The organism is Mucilaginibacter rubeus (assembly GCF_014643835.1).
Taxonomy (GTDB): domain Bacteria; phylum Bacteroidota; class Bacteroidia; order Sphingobacteriales; family Sphingobacteriaceae; genus Mucilaginibacter; species Mucilaginibacter rubeus.
The window spans coordinates 1286414-1311638 of record NZ_BMKD01000001.1 but is presented as its reverse complement, the minus strand read 5'-3'; the positions used below and the strand labels follow the sequence as shown (position 1 = coordinate 1311638).

Annotated in this window: 15 protein-coding genes; 14 read left to right on the top strand and 1 reads right to left on the bottom strand. The window is 45.2% G+C overall.

Annotated features, from left to right (window positions below):
- The first annotated feature begins 31 nt into the window (after positions 1 to 31).
- On the top strand, positions 32 to 331 hold the full coding sequence (locus tag IEX80_RS05300) for a hypothetical protein (protein WP_188832249.1): 300 nt from the start codon (positions 32 to 34) through the stop codon (positions 329 to 331).
- A 5-nt stretch (positions 332 to 336) separates the two neighbouring features.
- Here the strand turns inward: IEX80_RS05300 and IEX80_RS27775 are convergent, their stop codons facing one another.
- Positions 337 to 534: a hypothetical protein gene (locus IEX80_RS27775; protein ID WP_229701518.1), complete on the bottom strand. Its 198-nt coding sequence runs from the start codon at positions 532 to 534 to the stop codon at positions 337 to 339.
- A 1001-nt stretch (positions 535 to 1535) separates the two neighbouring features.
- Between IEX80_RS27775 and IEX80_RS05290 the strand changes: the two genes are divergently transcribed.
- The 13 genes from IEX80_RS05290 to IEX80_RS05230 all read left to right on the top strand — a co-directional run bounded on the left by IEX80_RS05290 (position 1536) and on the right by IEX80_RS05230 (position 25216).
- Positions 1536 to 5105 (top strand): P-loop NTPase fold protein, encoded by a 3570-nt coding sequence (locus tag IEX80_RS05290; RefSeq protein ID WP_188832247.1) that lies wholly within the window; start codon positions 1536 to 1538, stop codon positions 5103 to 5105.
- A 277-nt stretch (positions 5106 to 5382) separates the two neighbouring features.
- Positions 5383 to 6060, top strand: a complete 678-nt coding sequence (locus tag IEX80_RS05285; RefSeq protein ID WP_262892433.1) for a DUF4099 domain-containing protein — start codon at positions 5383 to 5385, stop codon at positions 6058 to 6060.
- Positions 6061 to 6112: 52 nt separating this feature from the next.
- Complete coding sequence (locus IEX80_RS05280) at positions 6113 to 6619, top strand: hypothetical protein (protein ID WP_188832245.1); 507 nt, start codon at positions 6113 to 6115, stop codon at positions 6617 to 6619.
- Between the two features lie 22 nt (positions 6620 to 6641).
- Positions 6642 to 7112, top strand: a complete 471-nt coding sequence (locus IEX80_RS05275; RefSeq protein WP_188832244.1) for a hypothetical protein — start codon at positions 6642 to 6644, stop codon at positions 7110 to 7112.
- A 755-nt stretch (positions 7113 to 7867) separates the two neighbouring features.
- Positions 7868 to 8458, top strand: coding sequence for an RNA polymerase sigma-70 factor (locus IEX80_RS05270; RefSeq protein ID WP_188832243.1), 591 nt, complete (start codon positions 7868 to 7870; stop codon positions 8456 to 8458).
- Between the two features lie 211 nt (positions 8459 to 8669).
- Positions 8670 to 9818: a FecR family protein gene (locus IEX80_RS05265; protein ID WP_188832242.1), complete on the top strand. Its 1149-nt coding sequence runs from the start codon at positions 8670 to 8672 to the stop codon at positions 9816 to 9818.
- Between the two features lie 186 nt (positions 9819 to 10004).
- Complete coding sequence (locus tag IEX80_RS05260; RefSeq protein WP_229701517.1) at positions 10005 to 13502, top strand: TonB-dependent receptor; 3498 nt, start codon at positions 10005 to 10007, stop codon at positions 13500 to 13502.
- Positions 13503 to 13518: 16 nt separating this feature from the next.
- Positions 13519 to 15432 carry a RagB/SusD family nutrient uptake outer membrane protein gene (locus IEX80_RS05255; protein ID WP_188832241.1) on the top strand — a complete coding sequence of 638 codons (1914 nt, stop codon included), beginning with the start codon at positions 13519 to 13521 and terminating at the stop codon, positions 15430 to 15432.
- A 46-nt stretch (positions 15433 to 15478) separates the two neighbouring features.
- Entirely contained in the window at positions 15479 to 16711 is a 1233-nt protein-coding gene (locus IEX80_RS05250; protein WP_188832240.1) for a DUF5126 domain-containing protein, read from the top strand.
- 17 nt (positions 16712 to 16728) lie between these two features.
- Positions 16729 to 17958: a DUF4998 domain-containing protein gene (locus IEX80_RS05245; protein WP_188832239.1), complete on the top strand. Its 1230-nt coding sequence runs from the start codon at positions 16729 to 16731 to the stop codon at positions 17956 to 17958.
- Between the two features lie 270 nt (positions 17959 to 18228).
- A complete protein-coding gene (locus IEX80_RS05240; RefSeq protein ID WP_188832238.1) occupies positions 18229 to 21183 on the top strand; it encodes a discoidin domain-containing protein in 2955 nt (984 codons plus the stop codon).
- Between the two features lie 135 nt (positions 21184 to 21318).
- Positions 21319 to 23598 carry a glycoside hydrolase family 3 N-terminal domain-containing protein gene (locus IEX80_RS05235; RefSeq protein ID WP_188832236.1) on the top strand — a complete coding sequence of 760 codons (2280 nt, stop codon included), beginning with the start codon at positions 21319 to 21321 and terminating at the stop codon, positions 23596 to 23598.
- 10 nt (positions 23599 to 23608) lie between these two features.
- Positions 23609 to 25216, top strand: coding sequence for a glycoside hydrolase family 43 protein (locus tag IEX80_RS05230; protein ID WP_188832234.1), 1608 nt, complete (start codon positions 23609 to 23611; stop codon positions 25214 to 25216).
- The last annotated feature ends 9 nt before the right edge of the window (positions 25217 to 25225 follow it).

The window sequence follows — 25225 nt, the reverse complement described above, 5'->3', positions numbered from 1 at the left end:
AATAAATACAGTGCTTTGTAAAGATGTTGTTATGATGTTTAGAATCAAAAGCTTGTTTAAAAGGGCCTTGTTTTTATTCTGTTGCTTTCTTGCGGCAATTTCCTTGCCTTTTGGTTGCGGGCTGGTGACTTCTTTAGGCGGGAGTCCTGGGAAGGATGATACTACGAAATATGCTCTTCAATCTAATTATGTTAACAGCCAGTTTCAAAATTTAAAATATGCCGATGACACACAGCAGGCCAAACGTATCAGCCTTTTGCGGATGCTTTTCAGTCATCCGGATTCTGTAAAGCCGCCTAAGCCTTCTTCCCTGGGTCAAAAACCAATCTGAAAGGACTATCGGATGATAAGCCCGTGGTCGTCTGGTTTGGCCACTCTTCGGTATTGATCAAACATACGAGGATCAATATATCGATCGATCTGATATTCAGTAGCCTTGCGGGTCCTTTGCCCGGAGTAGTCAGCGCATTTGATGGTGCCAGCCATTACACTGTACAAGACATGCCAGCTATCGATATTCCGATCATCTCTCATGATCATTATGACCACCTGGACTATCCGACAATTAAAAGTTTAAGAAAAGGCATTTGACGATCTAATCAGCGTGAATCAAAGAAGAAGAGCTATCGGGCCTAATACTATGGACGAGCAAATATCAATGATCAGAAGGCGCGCGAAGACGGAAAACCAATTACCGCCGAAAGACATGGACAAGCGAAAACGGGATATCGGGGATTGGAAAAGAAAGGTGGGTTGGGCTAAAATGAAAACGATCATCACCGTCGTATTGGAAACTGGCTGTTACGAAGATGTGTACGGATAAGCTACCATCTTTTACGAAACCAGCGACATTTTGAGTAATTATGCAGCGCTGTATATATCCTCCCCGTATTAATTGATGTTAATGTAACCAGGAACTTCATGACGCGTAACAGCCGTGAATTCAACAGTAAAACTGGATCAACATTTCAAGCTGTTAATGCTTTGGTTCATGATGATTACACGATCTGGCAGGCATTTGCCCAAGGCCTGAAAACAAGGGTTGACAGTGTCATAAGATTCAAAATCTCCAATGTCAGGCTATGAAGCTGAAAACCTAATTTCAGCTAATAGAGATATATTAAGTACCGAAAACCGCTCAGTTTTTAGGGGCGATTGATTTTGAGCGCCTTGTTTTAAGAAATTCCAAATCAGGTGCTTTCTCCATGTACACTAACTTAAAAGCGACATTTCTGTCCCCGGACCTGTAGTTGACAGCTTATTCAACGGCAAAATAAACATAAAAGAAAAGCAGGCCAGGAAATATGGAAGCGCTTTGATCTTTTGTTTAGGCGCCGCTGATGCCGTTACCTGCGGCCCGGGCTTTTCTAAACCACTGGATCAATCCAGGAAAATGATATGAGCAAGATAACGAGCATTCGCCTGAACCAATTCTATTCAGGACGACAACTTACGTCATTATTTAAATGACTGATAGAATAATCTTTTAAATACAAAAGGGGCTGTGTATATTTATCGTACCAACCTTATTAACCATGAACATCCGATATGACGTTCTTTTCCTATATAACGACAAAGAAAAAGCCATTGTAAAAGAAGTCGCAGAGGAACTCGATTATAGCGGCTATACAACTTTTTACTGGGAAAGGGATATTCCGGGTGGTGCGCCCGTTGAAAAAGAGCTTGAGCTTTTTGGTTCGGTAAAAACAATTCTAGTGCTATTAGGCAATGAAGGTTGGGGACCCAGGCATCTTCCTTTTTCTTCTCAGGCCCTCGCCAGTGGTAATCATGTCATTCCGGTTTTAATTGGCGACCCGCCGGCGGAAGCGATGTCAGAGCTAAACGATTTTTTTAAAAAGAATCGTTATGCTGACCTGCGTACACGCAATGAACGCACATATGATCAACTGATCAGGTTCATTGGGACACCGGAAGCTTATAGGGCCACAAACAGGTTCGATAATATCGTTTATAGAATTACCGATGGTTCTAACGAAGACCGTTTTCGTGTAATCAGCCAGATCCGCGATTCCAGGACGCTGAACCGTTCAGCGCTCTCCATCCGGCTGCGGGAGGAGATCAAGAACCGCTTTAAAGATTTTATCCCTGACAAAAACTATATACCCGCTCGTCCACCGGAACAAGTAGCTCCAATCCGGTCATGGATGTTGAGCGCACTCATACAGAATGACCCCGAAGAAGAAAAGAACAAAGAACTATTGTTACAGCATTTGAGGCCGGCAGGAGAATCATACGAAAACGTCAGATACCGGGTCTTAGCGGGGTTATATCAAAAACAGGTAAGTTATATGCGGGAAGCAATTGAGTTGGCGGCCGCAGATGATTCGCCTTTAATATCACTGACAGCACTGGTAATGCTTGCTCCCGACAGCCAGGAAGTGATAGCCAGGTTGCGGGCAGATATTAAAACAGAGCCGCGCGAGGATGAAATTAGCCGCTTACTCATTGCCCTGCGTGTCCTGCGCGTAGCCCCGGTACCGGCGCTCACTGAAGATATCGTCCGGTTTATCCTGGAGCACCAACTGGACGATTTGACTTATGCTGCTTTCTACGCCCTCGCAAATAGCACAATGGGAGACAATATTAGCCAGTTCCTTTCTGATGAGGACTGGTTGAATTTTCTCCGCAAGATGCTGATCCTGTCTCAGTCTTCTGAACCCAATGCGGTGCGTAATTTTGCAATGATATTGAATAAGGCAGATCGGAAACATATCGATGAACTATTCGGCAAGTTTGCGACAGATCAGCAGCTGAAAAACACGGCCGCACGGTTCCTGACTTTATTAGACGATATCCGCCTAGTGCCCGACGAGGACAGCCTCTTTATCTCCGGTTATAATCCGGACAGTATTGATGTGAGCAAGGAATGGCTGGATATTAGTAAGGAAGCAAAGATCCTCACCGCCGTAATGATGGCCAGGGAGGTCATCCCTCCATTGGCACTCGGCCTGTTCGGTAACTGGGGAAGCGGTAAAAGTTTCTTTATGGAATTTATGCAAAAGGAGGTTATCAGGCTCCAACTGCTTCATAAAAACAAACTGGATGGTTCTTTTCATACCCGAGCCGTGCAGATCACGTTTAATGCATGGCATTACTCGGATACTAATCTATGGGCCAGTATGGTAGATGTTATCTTTGAAAAACTACAGGATCACATTGCTCCGCCCAAAACAATAAACCAGCAAAAGGAGAGTATTTTAGCGGGTATAGCGGAAGCAGACCTGGCAACTGAACTCCAGCAAGCGAATCAGTCGAGTGCCCTTGCAGAAATTGAAGCCACCCAGCGTTTGCTTATCGAAGTGGAAGAAAGCCGTAAAAACCAACCTGTCGATTTCCATGAACTTAGCGGAGAAGATATTTATAGCCTTTTAAACGAACAGGAAAAGAAGCAGATCGAAAAAGCCGCCATGGATCTGGGTTTACCCGAAGTCGTTGCACGTGCATCAGATTTGAATGCTGTCTTGTCTGAAACGCTTACTATCAAAGGCCGTATCAACGCGCTTTTTGTTTCGGTCGTGCAATCGGATAATAAGAAAGTCCTCATTTTCCTGCTTGTATTGATCTTACTGGTATTCCCACTTGCTGGCTGGGCACTGCACCGATATGCTAACTGGGAGAACAGCTTGAGTGCGGTCGGAACTTTCTTCGCCCAACTATCCGCCTTCATTACGGGCATCGTTCTAACCATCAGAAACGGACTGGGCAAGGTTAGACAGACATTGTCAGCGGTAGAAATCCTTAAAAAGCGTATAGACGAAAAGCTGGCGGAAAAGCGTCAGGAGAAAAGCGAAACGGAAATAAAACTAATCGAACAGTTGAGCTCCGCCAAGCTTAAATTTGAAGCGGCGGAAAGCGCATTAGAGGAAGCAAGGCAATCTAAAAACGAACTTGAGCAGGAGCTGGCCAGCCTTGACGAAGCTTACAGTCTCAATCATTTTATCAGGGAGAGAAGTCGCTCGGACGACTATCGCAAGCATCTTGGCCTGATCTCCACTGTGCGGAAGGATTTTGATTCCCTTACTGCTTTGCTCAAACGGGTCCCCCGAAATCAGGAAAACTTTAAACCAATCGACCGGATCATACTCTACATTGACGATTTAGACCGGTGCCCAAGTCAAAAGATTGTTGAAGTCCTGCGTGCTGTACACCTGATGCAAGCCTATGAACTCTTTATTGTCGTTGTAGGTGTTGATCCGCGCTGGCTGTTACGGTCGATAGATAATAACTTTACCGTTTTTGAAGCTGCCGTAGGTAAGAACGGTGGTATTCCTGATGAGGGATTTGCTACGCCGCAGGATTTCCTGGAGAAGATATTCCAAATACCTTTCTGTCTTCGCCCTGTCGGCAAAGGAGGGTTCAGTAAGCTGATGGATAATTTATTCAAACAGCCTGCCGCCAGTCAGGACGTTAACCACAAGAAACAGCAGGCAAGTGCTGAAGAAAATAATACAGCAGAAAGAGATCCAACTGAAGTAAACTCAACGACAAATAGCAAAACAGGCACAGCTACTGAGGAAGGGCCGGAGCCAGCAGGCGCGTCAGAAACATGGCAACAAGAAACAAAAGAAATAGTTGAAGCAGATGCTTCAGATTTAACAATCAGCGGCGAATCTCTACTCATCAAGCCTTGGGAAGCAACATTTGCTAAACGACTATTCCGACTGATCAACAGCCCCCGCACTGCAAAGCGTTTTACCAACCTTTACAGGATCGTAAAGGCTTTCGTACCGAAAGAAGAACTTGCCGGTTTTGAGGGAAACGAAAATTTTCCCGGAGACTTTCAGGTACCCATGATACTTCTGGCACTGCAAGCTGGTAGCGGGCACCGGGTATCGGGACTGCTGGAGGAGATCCACAAGCTCGCTCTGAATGGCAGCGGACTCAGAGAAGCATTGTTGAAACTAAGTTCGGCTGAAGGAGGCCTTGGAAAAGCAGCTAAAAAAGCACTGGCTATTGAAGACTGGGAGACAGTTACACAATCGCCCGAATCGCTGATTAAGTGGATGCCACTAATTGCCCGGTTCTCGTTCGAACAGGCAAATTTGCCTGGCTGGGAGGAAGGCAAAGACGTTGGCGAATCGTAGGTACATTAGTCTATTTTGAAACCTGGTTTTGTATCAATCGATATTGGTTGTGAACCAATCCTACTCCTGTGTTTACTTTTTTGAAAAATGGAGACCCTATAGGTTGTAGGGGGGATTTATACCGCATATTTCCAATTAATTAAATTTTTTCTAATCACCCCATGCTAATCCCCGGCGATTTATTCGTTGGGGATTTTGTTAGTGGGATATTTTAAATGAAACGGGTAAAAAGCGCAGCTAATATCCTGCCGGACCTGTCGTTTGGTTTGCAAAAGACCTGAAGGCATTGCTCTCCGGCCGCCGTACGGACTTACTGGAACTTAGTGACCTGGAGGCTGAAAATATCAGGATCAAATCGCTGCATGCCAGGATCTCCCTGAAAATGAACGATAATGGTAAAGCCAATCTACTCGTTCACCCGATATATCATACGGCGATAACGCCTGATTTTCTAACTGATAACGAAGCGCAGCAGCTTCAGAAAGGAGAGATACAAAACCTGTTACGGATACTACAGGACGACAAAGGAAACAAAACGGAACTGCTGGTCGAATATGATGCAGAAACGAGGGAGTTTATAGTTTCCGATAGTGAGAAGATCCTGGTACCTGATATGGTCAACAATGAATTCCTTACTCCTGCGCAAAAAGAGAATTACCGTAAGGGGAAGGAGGTGCAGATTGCCGATGGCACCAAATTCAATTATTCGGGAACGGACCGGCAGGGTATCCTTTCGAACAGGTTGGCACTTGTAGCCTCTGTATTGATTGATGGCGGTCTGTCTTATATGGTTTACCGCGGTCTGAACGCTTTGTTCAATAAAAAGCGTGATGAAGAAGCCGCAGGGAGGTTAAGCCCCGGATATTATGCCGCGATCAGGGATATTGAAGATCAAAGGCCTGGCCGGTCAGACCAGGCTGCCCATAACTATAAGGGGAACGAAATATCCCGCTGATGACTTTAGTTCACAAGCTTTGGATACCTGAACAGGTAGTGGCTTTTTTTCTTTGGACAGCGAATTTGTTTTTGATTATGGTGATACAAAGGAAACTTTCGACGAAAGGGGGTATAAAGTCCCGGTCACCCGGAATGTCTGGGTGGCCGGGAATAATCTCGCCCCTGTTTTGATCATCGTTCATTCGGTAATGGAGGCCGTCGCTATGCTCTCGTTAAATTTTCAGCGTTTTTCGGGGCTTGACAACCCGGGCGTCGTTGCTTTGGGCAGCAGGCCATGTGCTGCGCAAATAAATTGGATAAACCAGGTTTTTCCGGGACGGAGAGTTATTTTAGTGTTTGGCAACGACCTCGTCGGCCGGGCGACTGACATAAAGGTCGCCTCCTGGTTACAACAACATCATATCACAATCACTTACCGAAACGAAGCTCTGAATATTTCAAGGCGTGGTATAGATTATTCATTTGAGGCAGATCAAATAAGCCTCGCCGCATATAAACGCGCATTGGGTATCAGGAACAATATAAGTACTTGCAAACCAAGACTCTCCAATCCTTGATGATAAAAGATCTCAACTGGCTGTGCTCGAAGAAAAACTTCATGCAGTGGAAGAAAAATGGATCAGCAATCAAATCGGTCGCGATACTTATGAACGTTGGTCATCAACATATAATACAGAAATATTTACGATTAAGGCATATATAGAAAGGTACACCAGGGATCAAAACCAGGGTTATAAAATTTTGAAGAAATATTTACATCACCTCGGGGATATGAAATTCGTGTACAATCAGTCGGATACAATTGAAAAAAGAGCCCTCGTATCTAAGGTGTTCGACAGCAATTTATACTATGAAAATGGCGTCTATCGAACACCTACCATAGTGCCGGTATTGGCATGTAATGAATTGATAATGAAGGAGAAAGGATTGCTTGAAATTGATAAAAAAAGGGATTTTCCTGAGAAAATCCCTTCAAGTGGAGGTGTAGGGAGCCCAGTCGAACAGCTAATACCCTTGCTTTTGTTTTTTAATGAATTGACATTCAGTTAGGTGTTTTTTTTTCTGATTTTTGAAATAGAATGTAAAAGTGCGATTGCCAAATTATCATTTTCATTCTAAAGCTAATTAGTAATAGCCTTTTATGTGATCGTAGTGTTCGATTGTCGAACATTATAATTATTTATAAATCAAGAATTTATGTTTTTGAGACTAAGTGGAATGAAGAGATTTCATTTATAAAACACCTATTATTGGGAGACTAAATTGGATATTCTGGAGCCGTTTACTGGAGGGTTTAGAGCTTTGACCGACATCTCAAGTTATAATACGTACTTTCGAAGCGTTCGATTGTAGAATATTATTGTTTGCTGCAAGATGAAGGAATGTAAACGCCACAAGATTTAAGTAATTCCATGAATCATTAATACCATTATAAACACAAGGGATATTATCGCTCCAGATAGATGATCAAAACCATCTGAAATTATACACGAAGCAAGGCCAGCTTTTGCAGATGTCTGTCCTAACAACAACGACTTTCAACCATCCCACAAATCGTATGACATTAGCTGTAGCAGTAGTCTACTTTTTTTCAAAAAAATTAAGTTTCTATTATAGATTTTTAATTCTTATCCTTGTGCGAGATTTCAACTAACCTTTGTGTTCAATCTTTGCCAATTATTTTAAAACTAAAACACCACCCTAAATTAAATTTTGTGTTGCCCAAATGCCTTTTAATAATTGCTGCCTCACAAGTTGTTGAATCCATGAAATCAGTAGCGGCTATATTTAACTAAGTGATTTTAATGCCACAGTACGCTAATTATGATGATCGGGAACTGGCAAATTTGCTCAGGCAACATGACCATAAAGCCTTTAACGAGATCTACCGAAGGTATTGGAAAAAGATGCTGCTGATTGCGTGGAACCACAGTCAGGATAACGGAATAGCAAAAGATATTGTACAGGAGGTGTTTGTTAATTTGTGGCAACGGTGCAAGGAACTGCATATCGACAACCTTCCGGCATTTCTCGCCACAGCTATTAAATTTCAGGTTTTTAAGTACTACCAGAAAGAACAACGCCGTTCGGAACTTGCAAAAGAGAATTATTTATATAATGACATATCTCTGGATGAAGAAAAACTTGATGCGAGGTTCCTGGAAGAGTTCATTAATGGTATTGTAGAAGAAATGCCTGAAAAATGCCGCCTGGTTTTTAGATGCAGCCGGACCCAGGGACTTAAAAACTCGGAAATAGCCGAGCTTATCAATATCTCGGAAAAAGGTGTCGAAAATACTCTCACCAGGGCGCTGAAAATTATTCGTTGCGAACTTAAAAACCACGGGATCTCGCTGCTGTTAGTGTTACAAATTCTTGATTCGCTGCGCAAATAGCCTTTAAAAAATTCGGAATTCAATAGGTAGTTTGCCGTCCTCTTTAACACCAATACCCGCCATTTTATGCAGCCGCGCTGGTTTTACATAGCGCGTGTTACTGTTCCCATTTTTCTGTCATGCTGTTTTATCAGATAATTTAATTTTTTTTTATTTTCCGTGTGGGGTAGAACCTTTCTCAGCGTACATGTATATATAAACCAATTATAACATGAACCTGCAGGAAATAAATGACCTTATCAGGAAATACGTTGATGGGACTGCTTCTAAAGCGGACATAGAAGCTTTAAATCGCTGGTACAGGGAAAAAGCCCACCAGGATGCCGAATTTCCAGAAGATGAGGATGCGGTAGGAGAGGCCATGTTGGCACGCCTTAACCAGGAAACCAAAGCTGCTAAAACGAAACCGATATACCGTTGGGTAGCAGCTGCATCAGCGGTATTAATATTGGGGGTAGCCGGTGTGTTCGTTACCCGCATGCTCACTACTGATCATGCAAACTTCCTTCATCAAAATACCCAGTCAAATATCCTTCCGGGCGGTAATAAAGCTATCTTAACCTTAGCCAATGGTAGTAAGATCTCGCTTACGGATGCCGGAAACGGACAAATAGCCAATCAAAACGGCATTAAAGTAACCAAAGCCGCCAACGGCCAGTTGGTATATACCATAACCGACAGAAAAGATCTTTCCGGCGCAGCTTCAAGTACCGATCTGGATGCTTCCAACACCATCGAAACACCGAAAGGCGGCCAGTACCAGGTGGTTTTGCCCGATGGATCGAGGGTTTGGCTTAACGCTTATTCATCTTTAAAATTCCCGGTGAGCTTTGCTAACCGGAATGAGCGCAGGGTTGAACTATCTGGCGAAGCATATTTTGAGGTGAGCCATAATAAAGAAATGCCTTTCAGGGTAATAACCAACCGCCAAACGGTTGAAGTTTTGGGCACACATTTTAACGTGAATGCGTATGCCGATGATGCCACCACCAAAACCACCCTGTTGCAGGGTATGGTGAGGGTAACGGCTGCAAACCGTAGCGCCATCTTAAACCCGGGCCAACAGGCTAAGCTGGGCAACACGCTTGATGTAAGCGAAGTAAATACCGAAGAGGCAGTAGCCTGGAAAAACGGCTATTTCAATTTTGACGATGAAAAACTGGAAAACATTATGCGCAGCGTATCGCGGTGGTATAATGTGGATGTGGTTTTTGCCGATCAGAGCCTGCGAAACGAAACTTTTGGCGCGGTAACTACCCGCTTCGCCAGCATCAATACCCTGCTAAAAATGATTGAGCAAACCGGCGACGCGCGGTTCAGCATCCAGGGCTCAACAATAACCATAAGCAAGAAGAAGTAATAACCGATAAACCAATTTAAACCCGATTAAACTATATGAGAAAATTTTACAACTCCCCGTAGCCCGAAGCAAATCAGTGGTTTATAAAAAGCAGAACAGAGGCACTTCCGATGCCCCTGCTCAATCAGCTTTTTAAAACCTGAATGTAATTGTCGTCACATTTCAACTTAAAACAGCCTTTAACAAATGTATAAAATTTTTACTGCAAACATTTGTACGCATTCGTGCTACCCTAAGAAATTTCTGCTCATCATGAAGCTAACCACGTTTATACTCTTCCTCGCTTTTATGCAGGCAAGCGCGGCGGTCTTTTCGCAAAAGATCACCTATAAACAGAATGATGTAACGCTAAAACAAGTATTCAATGAAATAAACAAGCAAACGGGCTACAATCTGTTCTGGTCGGCAAAAAGTATTAAAAATACGCCGAAGATAGATGTCAACTTTCAAAATACCTCTGTTGAGGAAGCCTTGAAAACCAGCCTGAAAAACACAGGGTTAACGTACACAATCGACGGCAAATCGGTAATCATCAAAGAAGCTCCCGGTGCGAAAAACAATAGCCAGGTCGAAGTGATTGCCGATATTACCGTAACCGGTACCGTAAAAGACAGCAAAGGAGTAACCCTGCCGGGCGTAAGCATTACCGTGGTTGACGACCCTAAGCGGGGCACAGTTACTGATAACAACGGTAAGTTTATCCTCGATGTAAAAAGCGGCTCGGTAATCCGGGTATCGTTTATCGGTTTTGTACCGCAAACCTTTACCGTATCAGCCGATAACAAGTTATTTAATGTTGTGCTGCTCGAAGATATGAAGCAGGCCGATGAGGTTGTTGTTACCGCCTATGGTAAAAAAGAACGCAAGGAAGCTATCGTAGGTTCGGTAACAACTATCAAGCCTGCAGAATTAAAGATTCCGGCAAGTAACTTAACTACCGCATTGGCCGGGCAGGCGGCGGGTATCATCGCTTTCCAGGGCACAGGTCAGCCGGGGCAGGATAACGCGCAGTTCTTTATCAGGGGGGTAACTACCTTCGGTTATAAAGTTGATCCTTTGATCCTGATCGATAACATTGAGCTTACCACCAACGATCTGGCCCGTTTGCAGGTTGACGACATCGCCAGTTTTTCTATCCTGAAAGATGCCAGCGCTACTGCCTTGTACGGTGCCCGTGGTGCCAACGGTGTAATCCTGGTGGCTACCAAACAGGGTAAAATCGGTAAACCCCAGATCAGCTTCCGCGCTGAAAACTCGGTGTCACAAAATACCCGGTCGCTTAAAATAGCTGATCCTATCACCTATATGAAGCTTTTTAACGAGGCAACCTTATCTCGCGACCCTTACCAGCCAACCCCTTTTGATCCGGATAAGATCATCAACACAGAAAATACAATAGCCAAAGGTCCGGGTTATAACCCCTACGTATATCCCGCGGTTGATTGGCTTGGTTTGTTGTTAAAGAAGCGAACCAACACCCAGCGCGGTAACTTGAGTGTAAGCGGCGGTACGCCTTTTGCCCGTTACTACGTTGGCGGATCATACAATGTTGATCATGGTAACCTTGCCGAGGATGTTGCTAATAATAACAGCAATAACATTAAGTTCACCAACTACCAGTTGCGATCGAACGTAAACCTAAACCTTACCAAAACCACCGAAGCTATACTGCGCTTTTCGGGAACTTTCAGCGATTATAGCGGCCCGTTAACAACAGATGGCTCCTTTAATTCTGATGTTTATAAAATCGCGCTGCATACCAGTCCGGTGTTGTTCCCGGCCTATTTCCCTGCCGATTCGGCCAACCGCGATACCAAACATATTTTGTTTGGTGCCCCGGCCGATCAGGGAGTGCCTTATAACAACCCTTATGCCCTGTTGTTGAGAGGACATAAAACTTCGTCCGAATCACGTGTACTGGCGCAGATAGAACTAAACCAGGGATTAAATTTCATCACTAACGGATTAAACTTCCACGGTATCTTCAGTACCAACCGGTATTCGTACTTCGATTCGAACCTGGCTTACAAGCCATTTTACTACAATATTGGCAGCTATAACAAAACCAACAACACCTACACCTTAACCTGGCTTAACCAAAAACCTGGCGACGCTATTGAATATCTTGAATATTTCCCCGGTACCCCTACCATCAGTAACCAGATTTATCTGCAGGGTAATTTTGATTACGCACGCCAGTTCGGCAATCACAACGTATCGGCCACCATGGTACTCACCCGCCAGCAAACCGTTTATTCAAACGCTGGCCAGCTGATTGATGCTTTGCCTCACCGTAACCTTGGCCTGGCAGGCAGGGCCGCTTATAATTACAAAGGAAAGTACTTTGTTGAGTTTAACTTTGGTTACAACGGCTCTGAAAGGTTTTCGACCGAGCACCGTTATGGCTTTTTCCCAACCATTGGCGGTGGCTGGGTAATATCAAATGAGAAATTTTTTGAACCCCTGCTGGATGTAGTAAGCCGCTTAAAAATCCGCAGCAGCTACGGTTTGGTGGGTAACGATGCCATCAGCGACAGGCGCTTTTTTTACGCATCAAACGTAAACTTAAACGGCGGCGGCGGGGCTACCTTTGGTACCACCGCGGGTTACTCGCATAACGGTGTTACTATTAACAATTATGCCGACCCGAACGTTACCTGGGAAACTTCCAAACAGGCAAACCTCGCATTGGAGATGACCCTGTTTAAAGACCTCAACATAGTTGCCGAGTTTTACAATTACAACAGGTATAACATATTGCAAAAAAGGTCATTTATACCTACAACATCAGGGCTTGAAGCCGATATTTACGCTAACCTGGGTAAGGCCAACTCCAAAGGCATCGATTTTTCGTTCGATTACAAAAAGACGATTAATAGTTCGTGGCTGGTATCGGCGCGTGGCAACTTTACTCTGGCTGCCGATAAGTATACCTATTACGAGGAACCAAACTATCCTGAACCTTATCACCACACTGTTGGCCAGCCCATTCGCTACGGCTACGGTTATATTGCCGAGCGACTGTTTGTTGATGATGCCGAGGCTGCCGCTTCGCCATCGCAAATTTTTTCCACCAATGGAAAAGCGCCAAGAGGCGGTGATATCAAATACCGCGACCTGAACGGCGATGGCATTATTGATGTTCGCGATAAAACCTACCTGGGCTATCCGCAGGTGCCTGAAATTGTTTACGGCTATGGTGTTTCGGCCCAATACAAAAATTTTGATTTGTCGGCGTTCTTCCAGGGGCAGGCGAGGGTTTCGTTCTTTATCGATCCTAACAAGGTGAGCCCGTTTGTACAAAGCGATGAAAGCTATGTGTATGGGCAAACCCAGTTGCTGCAGCAGTTTGCAGATAGCCACTGGAGCGAGGAGCACCAGGACCTTTATGCAACCTATCCGCGTATGGGCACTACCAGGAATACCATTGAGAATAATATACAGGTAAGCACCTGGTGGCTGCGCAATGGCGCGTTTATGCGCCTTAAATCGGCCGAGTTTGGCTACACCCTTCCTAAATCGCTTACAAAAAGGCTGGGCCTGCGCAGCATGCGGTTGTATGTTAACGGGCTTAACCTGATTACCTGGACCGATTTTAAGTTGTGGGACCCGGAACTGGGCGGAAACGGGTTTAACTACCCTATTCAAAAGGTTTACAATATTGGTTTGAATGTTAATTTATAAGGAGATGAAGCGTATCATGAAATTTAACCATAAATATATCGGCTTATTACTTTTACTGGTATTGAGCGGCTCATGTAAAAAATACCTTGATGTTGTACCGCCTGATGTGGGCACAATTGATTATGCCTTCAGAAGTAAAAATGAGGCCGAAAATTACCTTTTCACCTGTTACTCATCCGTTCAGCAATTAAACGATCTGAACAGGAGCGCCGGCTTTACCACTTCGGGCGAAATCATTTTTCCGCTTAACCTGCCAGGTAACCCTATTGATATAACCGGTTTTTCACTTTTGACCGGAACTCAATCTGTAGGCAACCCGGGCCTTAATTACTGGGATGGTTACAATAACGGCATTGGCATGTTTAAGGCTATCAGGAAATGTAATACCATGCTGGAGAATATTGATAAGCCTGCCGATTTAACCGCATTGGAGAAAAAGCGCTGGATAGCCGAAACCAAATTTTTGAAAGCTTACTATCATTATTACCTGCTGCGGATGTACGGGCCTATCCCCATTATCGATGTAAACCTGCCTGTAGAAGCCTCTACCGGCGAAGTTAAAGTTAAAAGGCAGCCGGTTGATGACGTGGTTAACTACATTGTTGGTTTGCTTGATCAGGCTATTCCCGATCTTCCGGTAACTATTGATAACCCTGCGAAGGAACTGGGCAGGATAACCGGTCCGGCGGCTGCCGCTATCAAAGCAGAGGTTTTGATGACTGCTGCAAGCCCGCTGTTTAACGGCAACCCGGATTACGCCACTTTTAAAGATAAATCTGGCAAAAATTTGTTCCCAACAGCATTTGATGCAACCAAATGGCAAAAGGCGGCCACTGCCTGTAAAACGGCTATAGATATGTGCGAGGCGGCAGGTATGCACCTGAACCAGACATTTCAGGCTGCCCCGAACGTATCAAACCTGCCCGATTCATTGCGCAGGGTACTTACATTTCAAACAGCGCTTACCCAAAAATGGGATTTAAACCCTGAGTTGATCTGGTCGTTAAGCAATATATGGCATGGCCAGGAATATTGCATCCCGAGGTTAACCCAGAAGGCTAACCAAAATGATGGGCAGAATCCGGCGTATTACGCGGTGCCAATTTCTACCACCGAATTGTTTTATACCAATAAAGGTGTACCTATTGATGAGGATAAGACATGGGACTATGCCGACCGCAACCAGTTACGTACCGGCGACGCGGCCAATTTCTTTTACATCAAGCAGGGCTATCAAACAGTTAAGGCGCATTTTGACCGCGAGCCCCGTTTTTACGGAAGTATTGGTTTTGACGGGGGCATTTGGTTTGGCGACGGGATTTACGATGCCAAAATAGCGCACTACGTTCCGGCAAGGGGTGTAACGGCGTTGGCAGGACCCAAAACGCTTCAAAAAACCAATATTACCGGTTACTGGCCAAAAAAACTGGCTAACTACCTAACGGTATACGACGATGGCTTTAACTGGACCGATTATTCGATGCCGGTTATGCGCATGGCAGGGCTGTACCTGTTATATGCCGAGGCGCTTAATGAAGCTAACGGCCCAACCGCCGACGCTATAGCATACGTGGATAAGATCAGGGCGAGGGCGGGGCTGGACGGCGTTGTGGCATCGTGGGCAGCCTATTCAAAAAATCCATCCAAGCCAACCACCAAAGAAGGTTTAAGGGCTATTATTCACCAGGAGCGCCGCATTGAGCTTTGTTTTGAGGGCCAGAGCGGTTGGGACCTTCGCCGTTGGAAGGAATTGCAGGGCGTGTTAAGCACCCCGCTAACCGGCTGGAGTATTTATGAAGAGCAGGCCATCAATTACTACCGCGCCCGTAATGTGGAAATTCCGGTGTTTAACACAAGGGATTATTTATGGCCATTATCCAATGAAGCCATCGTAGTAAATGACAACCTGGTTCAAAACCCGTATTGGTAGAACCAGGTGAAGTAGTAATTGATTAATATTTTAACCAAGAAACATTATGAGCTATAATCATATAAAACCGGTACATATTTTATTTGTACTGGCGCTTTTAACAACATGTTTGTTTTCATGTTCAAAAAGCGATACCTACAGGCTTCCGGATACTACAGATAAAACAAAGCCCGGAACAGTGAGCAACGTAAAGGTGCGCAATTTTAACGGAGGAGCTGTTTTAACTTACACGCTGCCGTCATCACAAAACCTGCTTTACGTAGTTGCCGATTATAATATCAACGGTAAAACCCTGCGCCAAACCAAATCGAGTTATTTTTTAGATACCATAAGGGTTGATGGCTTTCAGAGCAGTAAGGATTATACGGTAACCCTCCATACCGTAACGAGGGCCAATATCGAATCAGATCCGGTAACTGTTACCGTTCATCCCGATACGCCCTATTACCAGCTGATCAGGAAGAACTTAACCATCGCGCCTGATTTTGGAGGGATCCACTTATCAACCTTAAACAAAAGCAAGCGGCCGGTGGGCATTAATGTGATCACTATTGATCCGGCCAATAATAAATTCAATATCCGCGACAGGCATTTTACCAGCACCGACAGTATTGAATACGCGGTAAGGGGTTTTGCTCCCACCGCCGCCAAATTCGGGGCCTTTGTGACCGACCAGTTTGGAAACGTTTCTGATACCCTGCTGGTTACTGTTACTCCGTTTTATGAAGAAATGCTGGATAAAAAGCTGTTTTTCCCAACCAATTCGCCAAGCGACGCGGCTATTGGCTACGGGGGCATTTTACCTTATTTATGGGATGGCTTTACTAAAGAGGTTGGCGGCGCCTCGCCATGGCAAACTACCATAGGTCCTACGCAGAAGCTAATTCAGGGTACCTTTGGTGTTGGCCGCAGCTACAAGTTAAGCCACTTTTTAATGTGGCCAAGGGGTTATGGATACGCCAATCCGAAAGTATTCAGCATTTGGGGATCGAACAAAGATAACCCCGCGGATGCTGTTACACCCGGCGGTTTGCCTACCGGAACAACTGTTGGTGATTGGGTAATGCTGGGTACCTGGCGCTTCCCCGATCCTCCGTCAGGATTGCCGCAGGGACAAACCAACGCCGCCGACCAGGCCTTTACCGATGCCGGTGTTAATTTCGATATGCCGTATAACAGCCCGACTGTAAAATACCTAAGGGTTGTGGTAAAAGAAACCTGGTTCGGGTTGGATTACACCTATATCGAAGAAATGTCGTTTTACGGAATCCCTCAATAACCTTAAGCCATTAAACAATGAACATCAACATTAAAAATATAGCGTGGCTGGTATTGTTGCTGGCCATATGGGGCTGCTCTAAGAAAAATGAAACCTATAAGGAACTTACCAAAGGCGGCGAAATTTATTATCCCGGGGTAATATCAAACGCAAATTACCGGGCCGGTAAGCTGCGTACCCAACTGCAGTGGAACCCGAGTCCCGATCCTAAAATTGTGAAGTACAAAATTTACTGGGACAACAAGCGCGATTCATTAATTATTAACGCTGAAAGCCATAATCCGCTTGATACCGTAAAAGTTATTATCCCTGATCTTGTGGAAGGTACCTATAACTTCACCGTAAATTCGATTGATAGGGATGGTCATGTGTCCATCGCCAAAACAATCAATGGGGTGCGTGTATATGGTTCTGTTTATGCCGGTGGTATTTTTAACCGCGGTTATAATGCCGATAATCCTTTTACGGTTGATATTACCACCGGGCTGGTTAAACTGAACTTTAATCAGATCACGCCTGATTCGGTAACCATCAACACTAAAACCATTGTTAAGTACATCAATACCGCCGGGCAAACCAAAACCGCTTTGCTAAAACCTGAAGATTCAATAGTAACCATTAAAGATTTTCAGTTTGGTACCGATGTTACCTATCAATCAAGCTACCTGCCGTTCAGGGGTGCTATTGATACCTTTACGGTGGCTACACCTACTCTTTTCCCGAGGGTTAGGCGCGTGGGCGACATCACATTGCTCTACATCAAAAACCCCGGATATACATTTAAACGCGGTGATAGCGGAACCCAAAAATGGGGCACCCCTAAAGACTGGCAATACAACAGCAATGTGCTGAACCAAGATGGCGGCAAAGGTGGCGGCTGGTCGTGGGATAATAATGGCGTGATCCATTTCGAATCGAAGGATTGGGGCGGCGATGGCGTGAACAACGGCAAGGTTTATCAAACCATTACCCTGCCTGCAGGTAGCTATGCGCTTGATATTGAAACTGCTGGCTATGGCGGCAACTTCAACGCCAATGAAATAGTAGCGGTTGGAAACTCATTGCCGGATATTACCAACATTGGCAGCCCGCTGGCCATCTTCCGTGGTGATCAGAATAACCTGGGCGGTACGCATACGCTCAGCTTTACACTAGCGGCAACCACCACCATCACTTTTGGTTGGGTGGTAAATACGCAAAACTACACCTATGTGCAGTTTAAGGGTGTTAAGCTAAGAAGTTTATAAGCATCTCGCTTAGCTGCCCGTCCGGCGTTCGCTTCGTACAGCCCCATAAACAGGGTGTAAGATAAAAAGCCTCAAAAGCCCCTCCTTGTGCGCAGCGCAAGGAGGGGGCGCGAGCGCGGCGTTGAGTAATAATGCTATGTAAACGGTATCATCCATTTTTACAATGTTTATCTATTTTCAATTTCCCGGCTCCCAACTTATTTACAAAGCCAATAATAATTCCGCTGATTAAAATCTACCCAAAAAATCATAATAAATAATTAAAACCCAATGTTTAAACGTTTTTCTTTATCCCGATTTTTAATTGTCATCCTTACAGGTGTATACTCCGGCGCCTGTGCCCAAAGCAACGAGGTGTCGCTCAATAGCTCGGCAGGGCAGCAATGGAAGGTAAAACCACAGGCCGACGTTACCGATGCCTCGCAAATTAAAGATGCCGGTTATAACGCCAGCAGCTGGGTTACCGCCCTTGTGCCGGGAACAACCTTTTCATCGTACGTGGCCGCCGGTTTAGAGAAAGACCCCAACTTTGGTGATAATATTTACAAGGTTGATAAAGCTAAATATGATCGCAGCTTCTGGTACCGCACCGAGTTTGTGATCCCGGCAAACTATACCAAAAAAAAGATCTGGCTCAATTTCAGGGGCGTTAACCGTAAGGCCGATATTTACCTGAACGGTACTTTATTGGGCACGCTGGATGGCTTTATGCAGCGCGGCAATTTCGATATCAGCGCGTTGGCCAACCGCAATGGTAAAAACGTATTGACCGCATTGGTTTATATCCCGAAACACCCCCTGGCTAATGTGGGTAGCCCCAACTATGTATCAAGTGCGGGTTGGGATTGGATGCCGTATGTGCCGGGCTTAAACTCGGGTATTACCGATAATGTTTACCTGAGTAATACCGGTGATATAACCATTAAAGATCCATGGGTCCGTGCGGAGTTGCCAACCAATGCCCGTGCCGATCTGTCGGTTGCTTTGGAAGTTAAAAACAATGCGGCAAGTTCGCAGGCTGCCATTATTAAAGGCGTAATCACACCGGGTAATATCGAGTTTCAGAAAAAGGTTTATGTGGATGCCTATGGCAGTACCGATGTAAAACTCACCAAACGCGATTTTGAGCAGTTAATGATTAATAGCCCCAAACTTTGGTGGCCAAACGGTTACGGCGAGCCTAACCTGTACAACTGTAAATTGAGCGTTAGCGTAGGCGATGAAGCATCAGATGTAAAGAACATCAGATTTGGTATTAAAAGATACAGTTACGATACCATTGGGCACGTGCTCCATTTGGCTATTAACGGTACCAAAGTATTTATAAAAGGCGGCGACTGGGGTATGAGCGAATACCTATTGCGCTGTCGCGGTGCCGAATACGATTACAAAGTGAAGCTGCACAAGGAAATGAACTTCAACATGATCCGCAACTGGATCGGTTCAACTACCGACGATGAGTTTTACGATGCCTGCGACAAGTACGGTATTATGGTTTGGGACGATTTCTGGTTGAATGCCAACCCTAACCTCCCTGCCGACCTTACCGCGTTTAACGCCAATGCCATCGAAAAAATAAAACGATTCAGGAACCATCCTGCTATTGCCGTATGGTGTGCTGATAATGAGGGCTGGCCCGAGCAACCGCTTAGCGCCTGGCTAAGGGAAGACCTGTCCACCTTTGATGGCGGAGACCGCTGGTACCAACCCAACTCGCATGCCGAAAACCTGAGCGGCAGCGGCCCCTGGGATGCTAAAGACCCCCGTTATTATTTTACCGCTTACCCAACCGGTTTGGGTGGCAACAAAGGCTGGGGTTTACGCACCGAGTTGGGAACAGCCGTATTTGTAAACTTTGAAAGCTTTAAAAAATTTATGCCGAAAGAAAACTGGTGGCCCCGCAATGAAATGTGGGACCAGCATTTTTTCGGTCCGCGGGCGTTTAACGCCGGGCCGGATACTTACCAGGCAAGCGTTACCAACGGCTATGGCGAGCCTAAAGGCATTGAAGATTTTTGCCGCAAAGCACAGTTTGTAAGTTTAGAAAGCAACAAAGCTATGTTTGAAGGCTGGCAGGATGCCATGGGCGAGGATGCATCGGGTTTGATGACCTGGATGAGCCAATCGGCCTATCCATCAATGGTATGGCAAACTTATGATTATTATTATGACTTGACCGGCGCCTATTGGGGCGTTAAAAAAGCCTGCGAGCCGCTTCATATCCAATGGAACCCGTTAACCAATGCCATTAATGTGATCAATACTACCCGTAAGGATGTGGATGGTTTAACCGCTTCGGCCGATGTATATAACCTGGATGGCACGCTGGTAAAACAGTACAGCCAGTCGAAAACAATTGATGCCCCGGCCAACAGCTCGGGGGTTGCTTTCAATCTGAAGTTTAACCAGTACAAGGCCGATCTGGCTAAGAACAAAAAAGTGGTAAGTTCATCATCAACCAATGGCGATGCTTCGGCCATTAATGATGGTAATCGGGGTACCCGCTGGGCGAGTCGCTACAATGATGGTGAGTGGGTTTATATCGATTTGGGTAAGGAAGAAGTGGTGAACGGCGTTGGCCTGAACTGGGAGGATGCTTATGCCAAAGCCTTCAAGATCCAGGTATCTACCGATGCCGAGCATTGGCACGATGTATACAGCACCACAGAAGGCCGCCAGGGTGAGCAGAAGATCACTTTCCCCGAGGTTAATGCCCGTTACGTAAAAATGCAGGGCGTGGAGCGTGCTACTTACTGGGGCTATTCATTATATAATTTTGAGGTATATGAAGGCGACGTTGCCAGCGAAGGTTTATCGGCAGTACACTTTATTAAACTAAAACTGACTGATAGTAAAGGTAAGATAGTATCAGATAATTTTTACTGGAGAGGAAACAGGCGTAAGGATTATACTGCTTTAAATACCCTGCCAAAAGTTAACCTGGAAACAACTTACAAAACGATTAAGGCCGATGGTAAATATTATATCACTGCACAGGTAACCAATCTTGCATCATCAAAGGCGGTTGCTTTTGGTATAAGGGTGCAGGCCGTTAAGGCATCTAACGGAGATCAGATTTTGCCGGGTATTATGAGTGATAACTATTTTACCTTGCTGAAAGGCGAAACCAAAACAGTGACGATTGAATTTGACGAAGCTGCTTTAGGCAAGGATAATATTAAGCTTATTGCTGAACCGTATAACAATACGATTGCCGGAAAATAAACGTGAATGGCTTTGTTATCCGGAGCAGTTGCCGGGGATAACAAAGCCATTGTTGATACTCAAACTTATTCACAATCGATTGCAGTTAACTAAGCATAATTTTATCTTATCGATCACTATCGACACCAATCATCAATGAAAAAAATAACTTTGGGCCTGCTTTGCCTGTCGACCTTCATAATTACCACATCGGGCACCATGAAGCCTGGTAACGATGTTCCGCTTTATAAAAACAAGAATGCACCGGTTGCCGATAGGGTGGAAGACCTGCTGAAACGGATGACCTTAAAAGAGAAGATTGAGCAGTTACAAAACCGCGCATCTGGCAGTGCCGACGAAATTGACAACATTTTTAAGGGTGAAAGCTACGGCTGTACCCACGAAATGAACCGTACCGCTGCCGAATGCGCAGATATGTACCAGAAGCTGCAAACCTATATGCTCACCAAAACCCGCCTGGGCATACCAATTCTTACTGCTGCTGAGGGTATTGAAGGCATCCTGCAAAATAACTGCACCATTTTTCCGCAGGAACTGGCGCAGGGGAGCACATTTAACCCGGCATTAATTAACCGCATGACATCCGCCGCGGGCGATGAAGCTAAAGTGATCGGCATTCACCAGATCCTGTCGCCGGTGTTGGATATTGCCCGCGAACTGCGCTGGGGCAGGGTAGAAGAAACTTTTGGAGAAGACCCATATCTCATTGCCGAAATGGGCGCAGCCTTCGTAAAAGGATATCAGAAAAATAGCATCACCTGTACCCCTAAGCATTTTATGGCGCACGGCTCGCCATCGGGCGGATTGAATTGCGCAGATGTAAGCGGCGGCGAGCGTGAACTGCGCAGCCTTTACATGTATCCCTTTAAAAGGGTTATCGCCGAAACCAACCCGCTGTCGGTGATGTCGTGCTATAGTTCTTATGATGGTGTGGCTATGTCTGGCTCAGCTTATTATATGACCGATATCTTACGCGGAGAGCTGGGTTTTAAAGGCTATGTATATTCAGACTGGGGCTCGGTAGACCGCTTGCAAACTTTTCATCATGCTGTAGGTTCGCAGCAGGATGCCGCTAAAATGGCCTTGATCGCCGGTATCGATCTTGACGTTGATGGTGCATATACCAAACTGGAGGAAATGATTACCGGTGGTAAACTTGACCTGAAATACATTGATCAGGCAGTGCGCCGCGTATTAACCGTAAAATTTAAGCTCGGTTTATTTGAAAATCCTTATGGAGATCCGGGAAAAGTTGCTCAAGTGGTTCATAGTTCCGCTCATGTAGCTATGGCCAAAGAGGTTGCTGACGAAAGCGCTATCCTGTTAAAAAACAACAATAATATCCTGCCGTTAAACCTGAGCAAATACAAGTCGATAGCTGTAGTTGGGCCTAACAGCGATCAAGCTATATTCGGTGATTACGCCTGGACAGACCGCGATACCAAATTAGGTACGACCCTTTTGGCCGGCTTAAGGGAAGTGATCGGTAATAGAGGAATCAAATTAAACTATGCCGATGGCTGCGACTGGTGGAGCCAGGATAAAAGCCACATTGCCGAAGCTGTTAAAGCTGCTGAGCTAAGCGACATTACTATTGTAGCTATAGGCACACGCAGTACTTTTTTAGGCCGCAGCCCTAAAAATTCAACTTCGGGCGAGGGTTTTGATCTTTCATCGCTGGAGTTGCCGGGCGTACAAATGGAACTGTTAAAAGCTGTTAAAGCAACCGGCAAACCCATGGTTGTAGTATTTATTGCAGGCAAACCACTGGCCATGCCCTGGGTAAAAAATAATGCCGACGCTGTACTGGTGCAATGGTATGGCGGCGAAAAGCAAGGCCGCACCATAGCCGATATTTTAACGGGGGAGGTTAACCCGTCGGGGCATTTAAATGTATCGTTCCCGAGGAGTACGGGTAACAGTCCGTCTTTTTACAACCATTACGTAACCGACAGGAACGAACCGTTTGATCAGCCGGGCAGCACCGAAGAACCTAAAGGACATTATATTTTTGACAGGCCGGATCCGCTTTGGGCTTTTGGCGAGGGAATGAGCTACAGCAGTTTTAAATACGTAAGCTGCACAGTAAAAGAGTCTGTATTAAACGCCAACGGAATAATAAACGTTGAGGTAGAGGTTGAAAATACCGGTACACGCGATGGTAAAGAGGTTGTTCAGCTGTATGTGTGGGATAAAGTAAGCTCGGTGGCAACACCCGTGCAGCAGTTAAAAGCGTTTAAAAAGGAATTGATCAAGGCCGGGGCACGTGTAAAGATTAACCTGCAGGTTCCGGTATCTGAATTGGGCTTATATAACAACAGGATGAAATATGTGGTTGAACCGGGCGAGTTTGAGATCCAGGTAGGTGGTGCGTCAAACCAGATCGCGTTTCATAAAACCATTGTTGTAAAGTAGAAATCATTAAATGAAAAAGACACGGTATTCTATCCAATTTGTTTTAAGCATGCTGATCCTGTTTATGGCGGAGATAACAATTGCCGGGGCTCAGCAGCGAATGCTTAAGGCCGGTTCCTGGGGCGATCAGCTCAACGGTACTTATAAAAACCCTATTCTTAACGCCGACTATTCTGACCCCGATGTAATCCGCGTTGGTGATAGCTTTTACATGGTTTGTTCAGATTTTCATTTTATGGGAATGCCCGTGCTGAAATCTACTGATTTGGTAAACTGGAAGATAATTGGTCAGGTATATAATCGCCTGGATATCGATCCTAAGTACAGCACAATGGAAAAATATGGAAGTGGCAGTTGGGCCCCATCCCTCCGTTTTCATAATGGCAGGTTTTACGTTTACTTCTGCACACCCGACGAGGGACTGTATATGAGCTCGGCAAAAGACCCGGCGGGTAAATGGGATGCCTTGACCGAGGTAAAGCGGACCGGCGGCTGGGAAGATCCCTGCCCGTTTTGGGATACTGACGGGCAGGCTTACCTGGGGCATAGCCGTTTAGGTGCGGGGCCAATTGTTATTCATAAAATGAGCGCGGATGGTAAACATCTGCTTGATTCCGGGAAAACAGTGTATGAAGGCCCGGTAGCCGAAGGCACAAAGATTTATAAGCGCGATAATTATTACTACATCATTATTCCGGAAGGAGGCGTGGCAACCGGCTACGAAACCGCTCTCAGATCAACAAGTATTTATGGTCCTTATGAACGCAAGGTTGTATTGGAGCAAGGTAAAACCAGGGTTAACGGTCCGCATCAGGGCGGTTTGATAGATTTACCTACCGGAGAATCGTGGTTTGTCCATTTTAGAGACGCGGGGGCTATTGGTCGTGTTACCTATTTGGAGCCCGTAAGCTGGAAGGATGGCTGGCCTTTGATGGGAATTGACAACGACGGGAACGGAATTGGTGAGCCGGTTGATACTTATAAAAAGCCGCGTATGGTATCAAAAAACGCTCCTTACTTTATACAAACTTCCGATGAGTTTAATACAACAAAACTGGGGTTCCAATGGCAATGGAATCATAATCCCGAAAACGATTACTGGAGCCTTTTTAAGAACAAAGGTTATTTATCATTAACCGCAATGCAAGCCGCCGACAACAAGCATGCCCGAAACACGCTTACCCAAAAACTAATGGGGAGTAAAGGTTTGGTTACCGTTAAAGTAAATATCGGCAAATTTGAATTATGCCAACGCGCCGGTTTAGCCTTGACCGGTAATTACGTACACGAGATAGGGGTTATGAAAACAGATAGCGGCAATTTTGTTTATGCCGATAATAACGGCAAAAGTATTAAAGGAGAGAAAATTAGTGGCAACAACATTTATTTAAGATGCGTCATCAGCGTTGACGATAGCCAGACTCAGTTTTTTTATAGTATTGATGGGCAATCTTTTAAGCCTTTGGGCGAACACTGTGTACTTTCATCGTATAATTACTGGAAGGCTGTGCGTCCGGCCCTGTTTTCTTACAACACCTGCGGGAAGTTAGGCGTGGCGCTGTTTGATTGGTTTCATTATAATTTTGATGGTACTTCTCCTAAACCTTACTTAAAGTAAGATATGTCA

Excerpts from the sequence above, each read along its gene's own strand:
- IEX80_RS05300 (WP_188832249.1), top strand. The coding sequence starts at position 32 with ATGATGTTTAGAATCAAAAGCTTGTTTAAAAGGGCCTTGTTTTTATTC.
- IEX80_RS27775 (WP_229701518.1), bottom strand. The coding sequence starts at position 534 with ATGAGAGATGATCGGAATATCGATAGCTGGCATGTCTTGTACAGTGTA.
- IEX80_RS05290 (WP_188832247.1), top strand. The coding sequence starts at position 1,536 with ATGAACATCCGATATGACGTTCTTTTCCTATATAACGACAAAGAAAAA.
- IEX80_RS05270 (WP_188832243.1), top strand. The coding sequence starts at position 7,868 with ATGCCACAGTACGCTAATTATGATGATCGGGAACTGGCAAATTTGCTC.
- IEX80_RS05265 (WP_188832242.1), top strand. The coding sequence starts at position 8,670 with ATGAACCTGCAGGAAATAAATGACCTTATCAGGAAATACGTTGATGGG.
- IEX80_RS05260 (WP_229701517.1), top strand. The coding sequence starts at position 10,005 with ATGTATAAAATTTTTACTGCAAACATTTGTACGCATTCGTGCTACCCT.
- IEX80_RS05255 (WP_188832241.1), top strand. The coding sequence starts at position 13,519 with ATGAAATTTAACCATAAATATATCGGCTTATTACTTTTACTGGTATTG.
- IEX80_RS05250 (WP_188832240.1), top strand. The coding sequence starts at position 15,479 with ATGAGCTATAATCATATAAAACCGGTACATATTTTATTTGTACTGGCG.
- IEX80_RS05245 (WP_188832239.1), top strand. The coding sequence starts at position 16,729 with ATGAACATCAACATTAAAAATATAGCGTGGCTGGTATTGTTGCTGGCC.
- IEX80_RS05240 (WP_188832238.1), top strand. The coding sequence starts at position 18,229 with ATGTTTAAACGTTTTTCTTTATCCCGATTTTTAATTGTCATCCTTACA.
- IEX80_RS05235 (WP_188832236.1), top strand. The coding sequence starts at position 21,319 with ATGAAAAAAATAACTTTGGGCCTGCTTTGCCTGTCGACCTTCATAATT.
- IEX80_RS05230 (WP_188832234.1), top strand. The coding sequence starts at position 23,609 with ATGAAAAAGACACGGTATTCTATCCAATTTGTTTTAAGCATGCTGATC.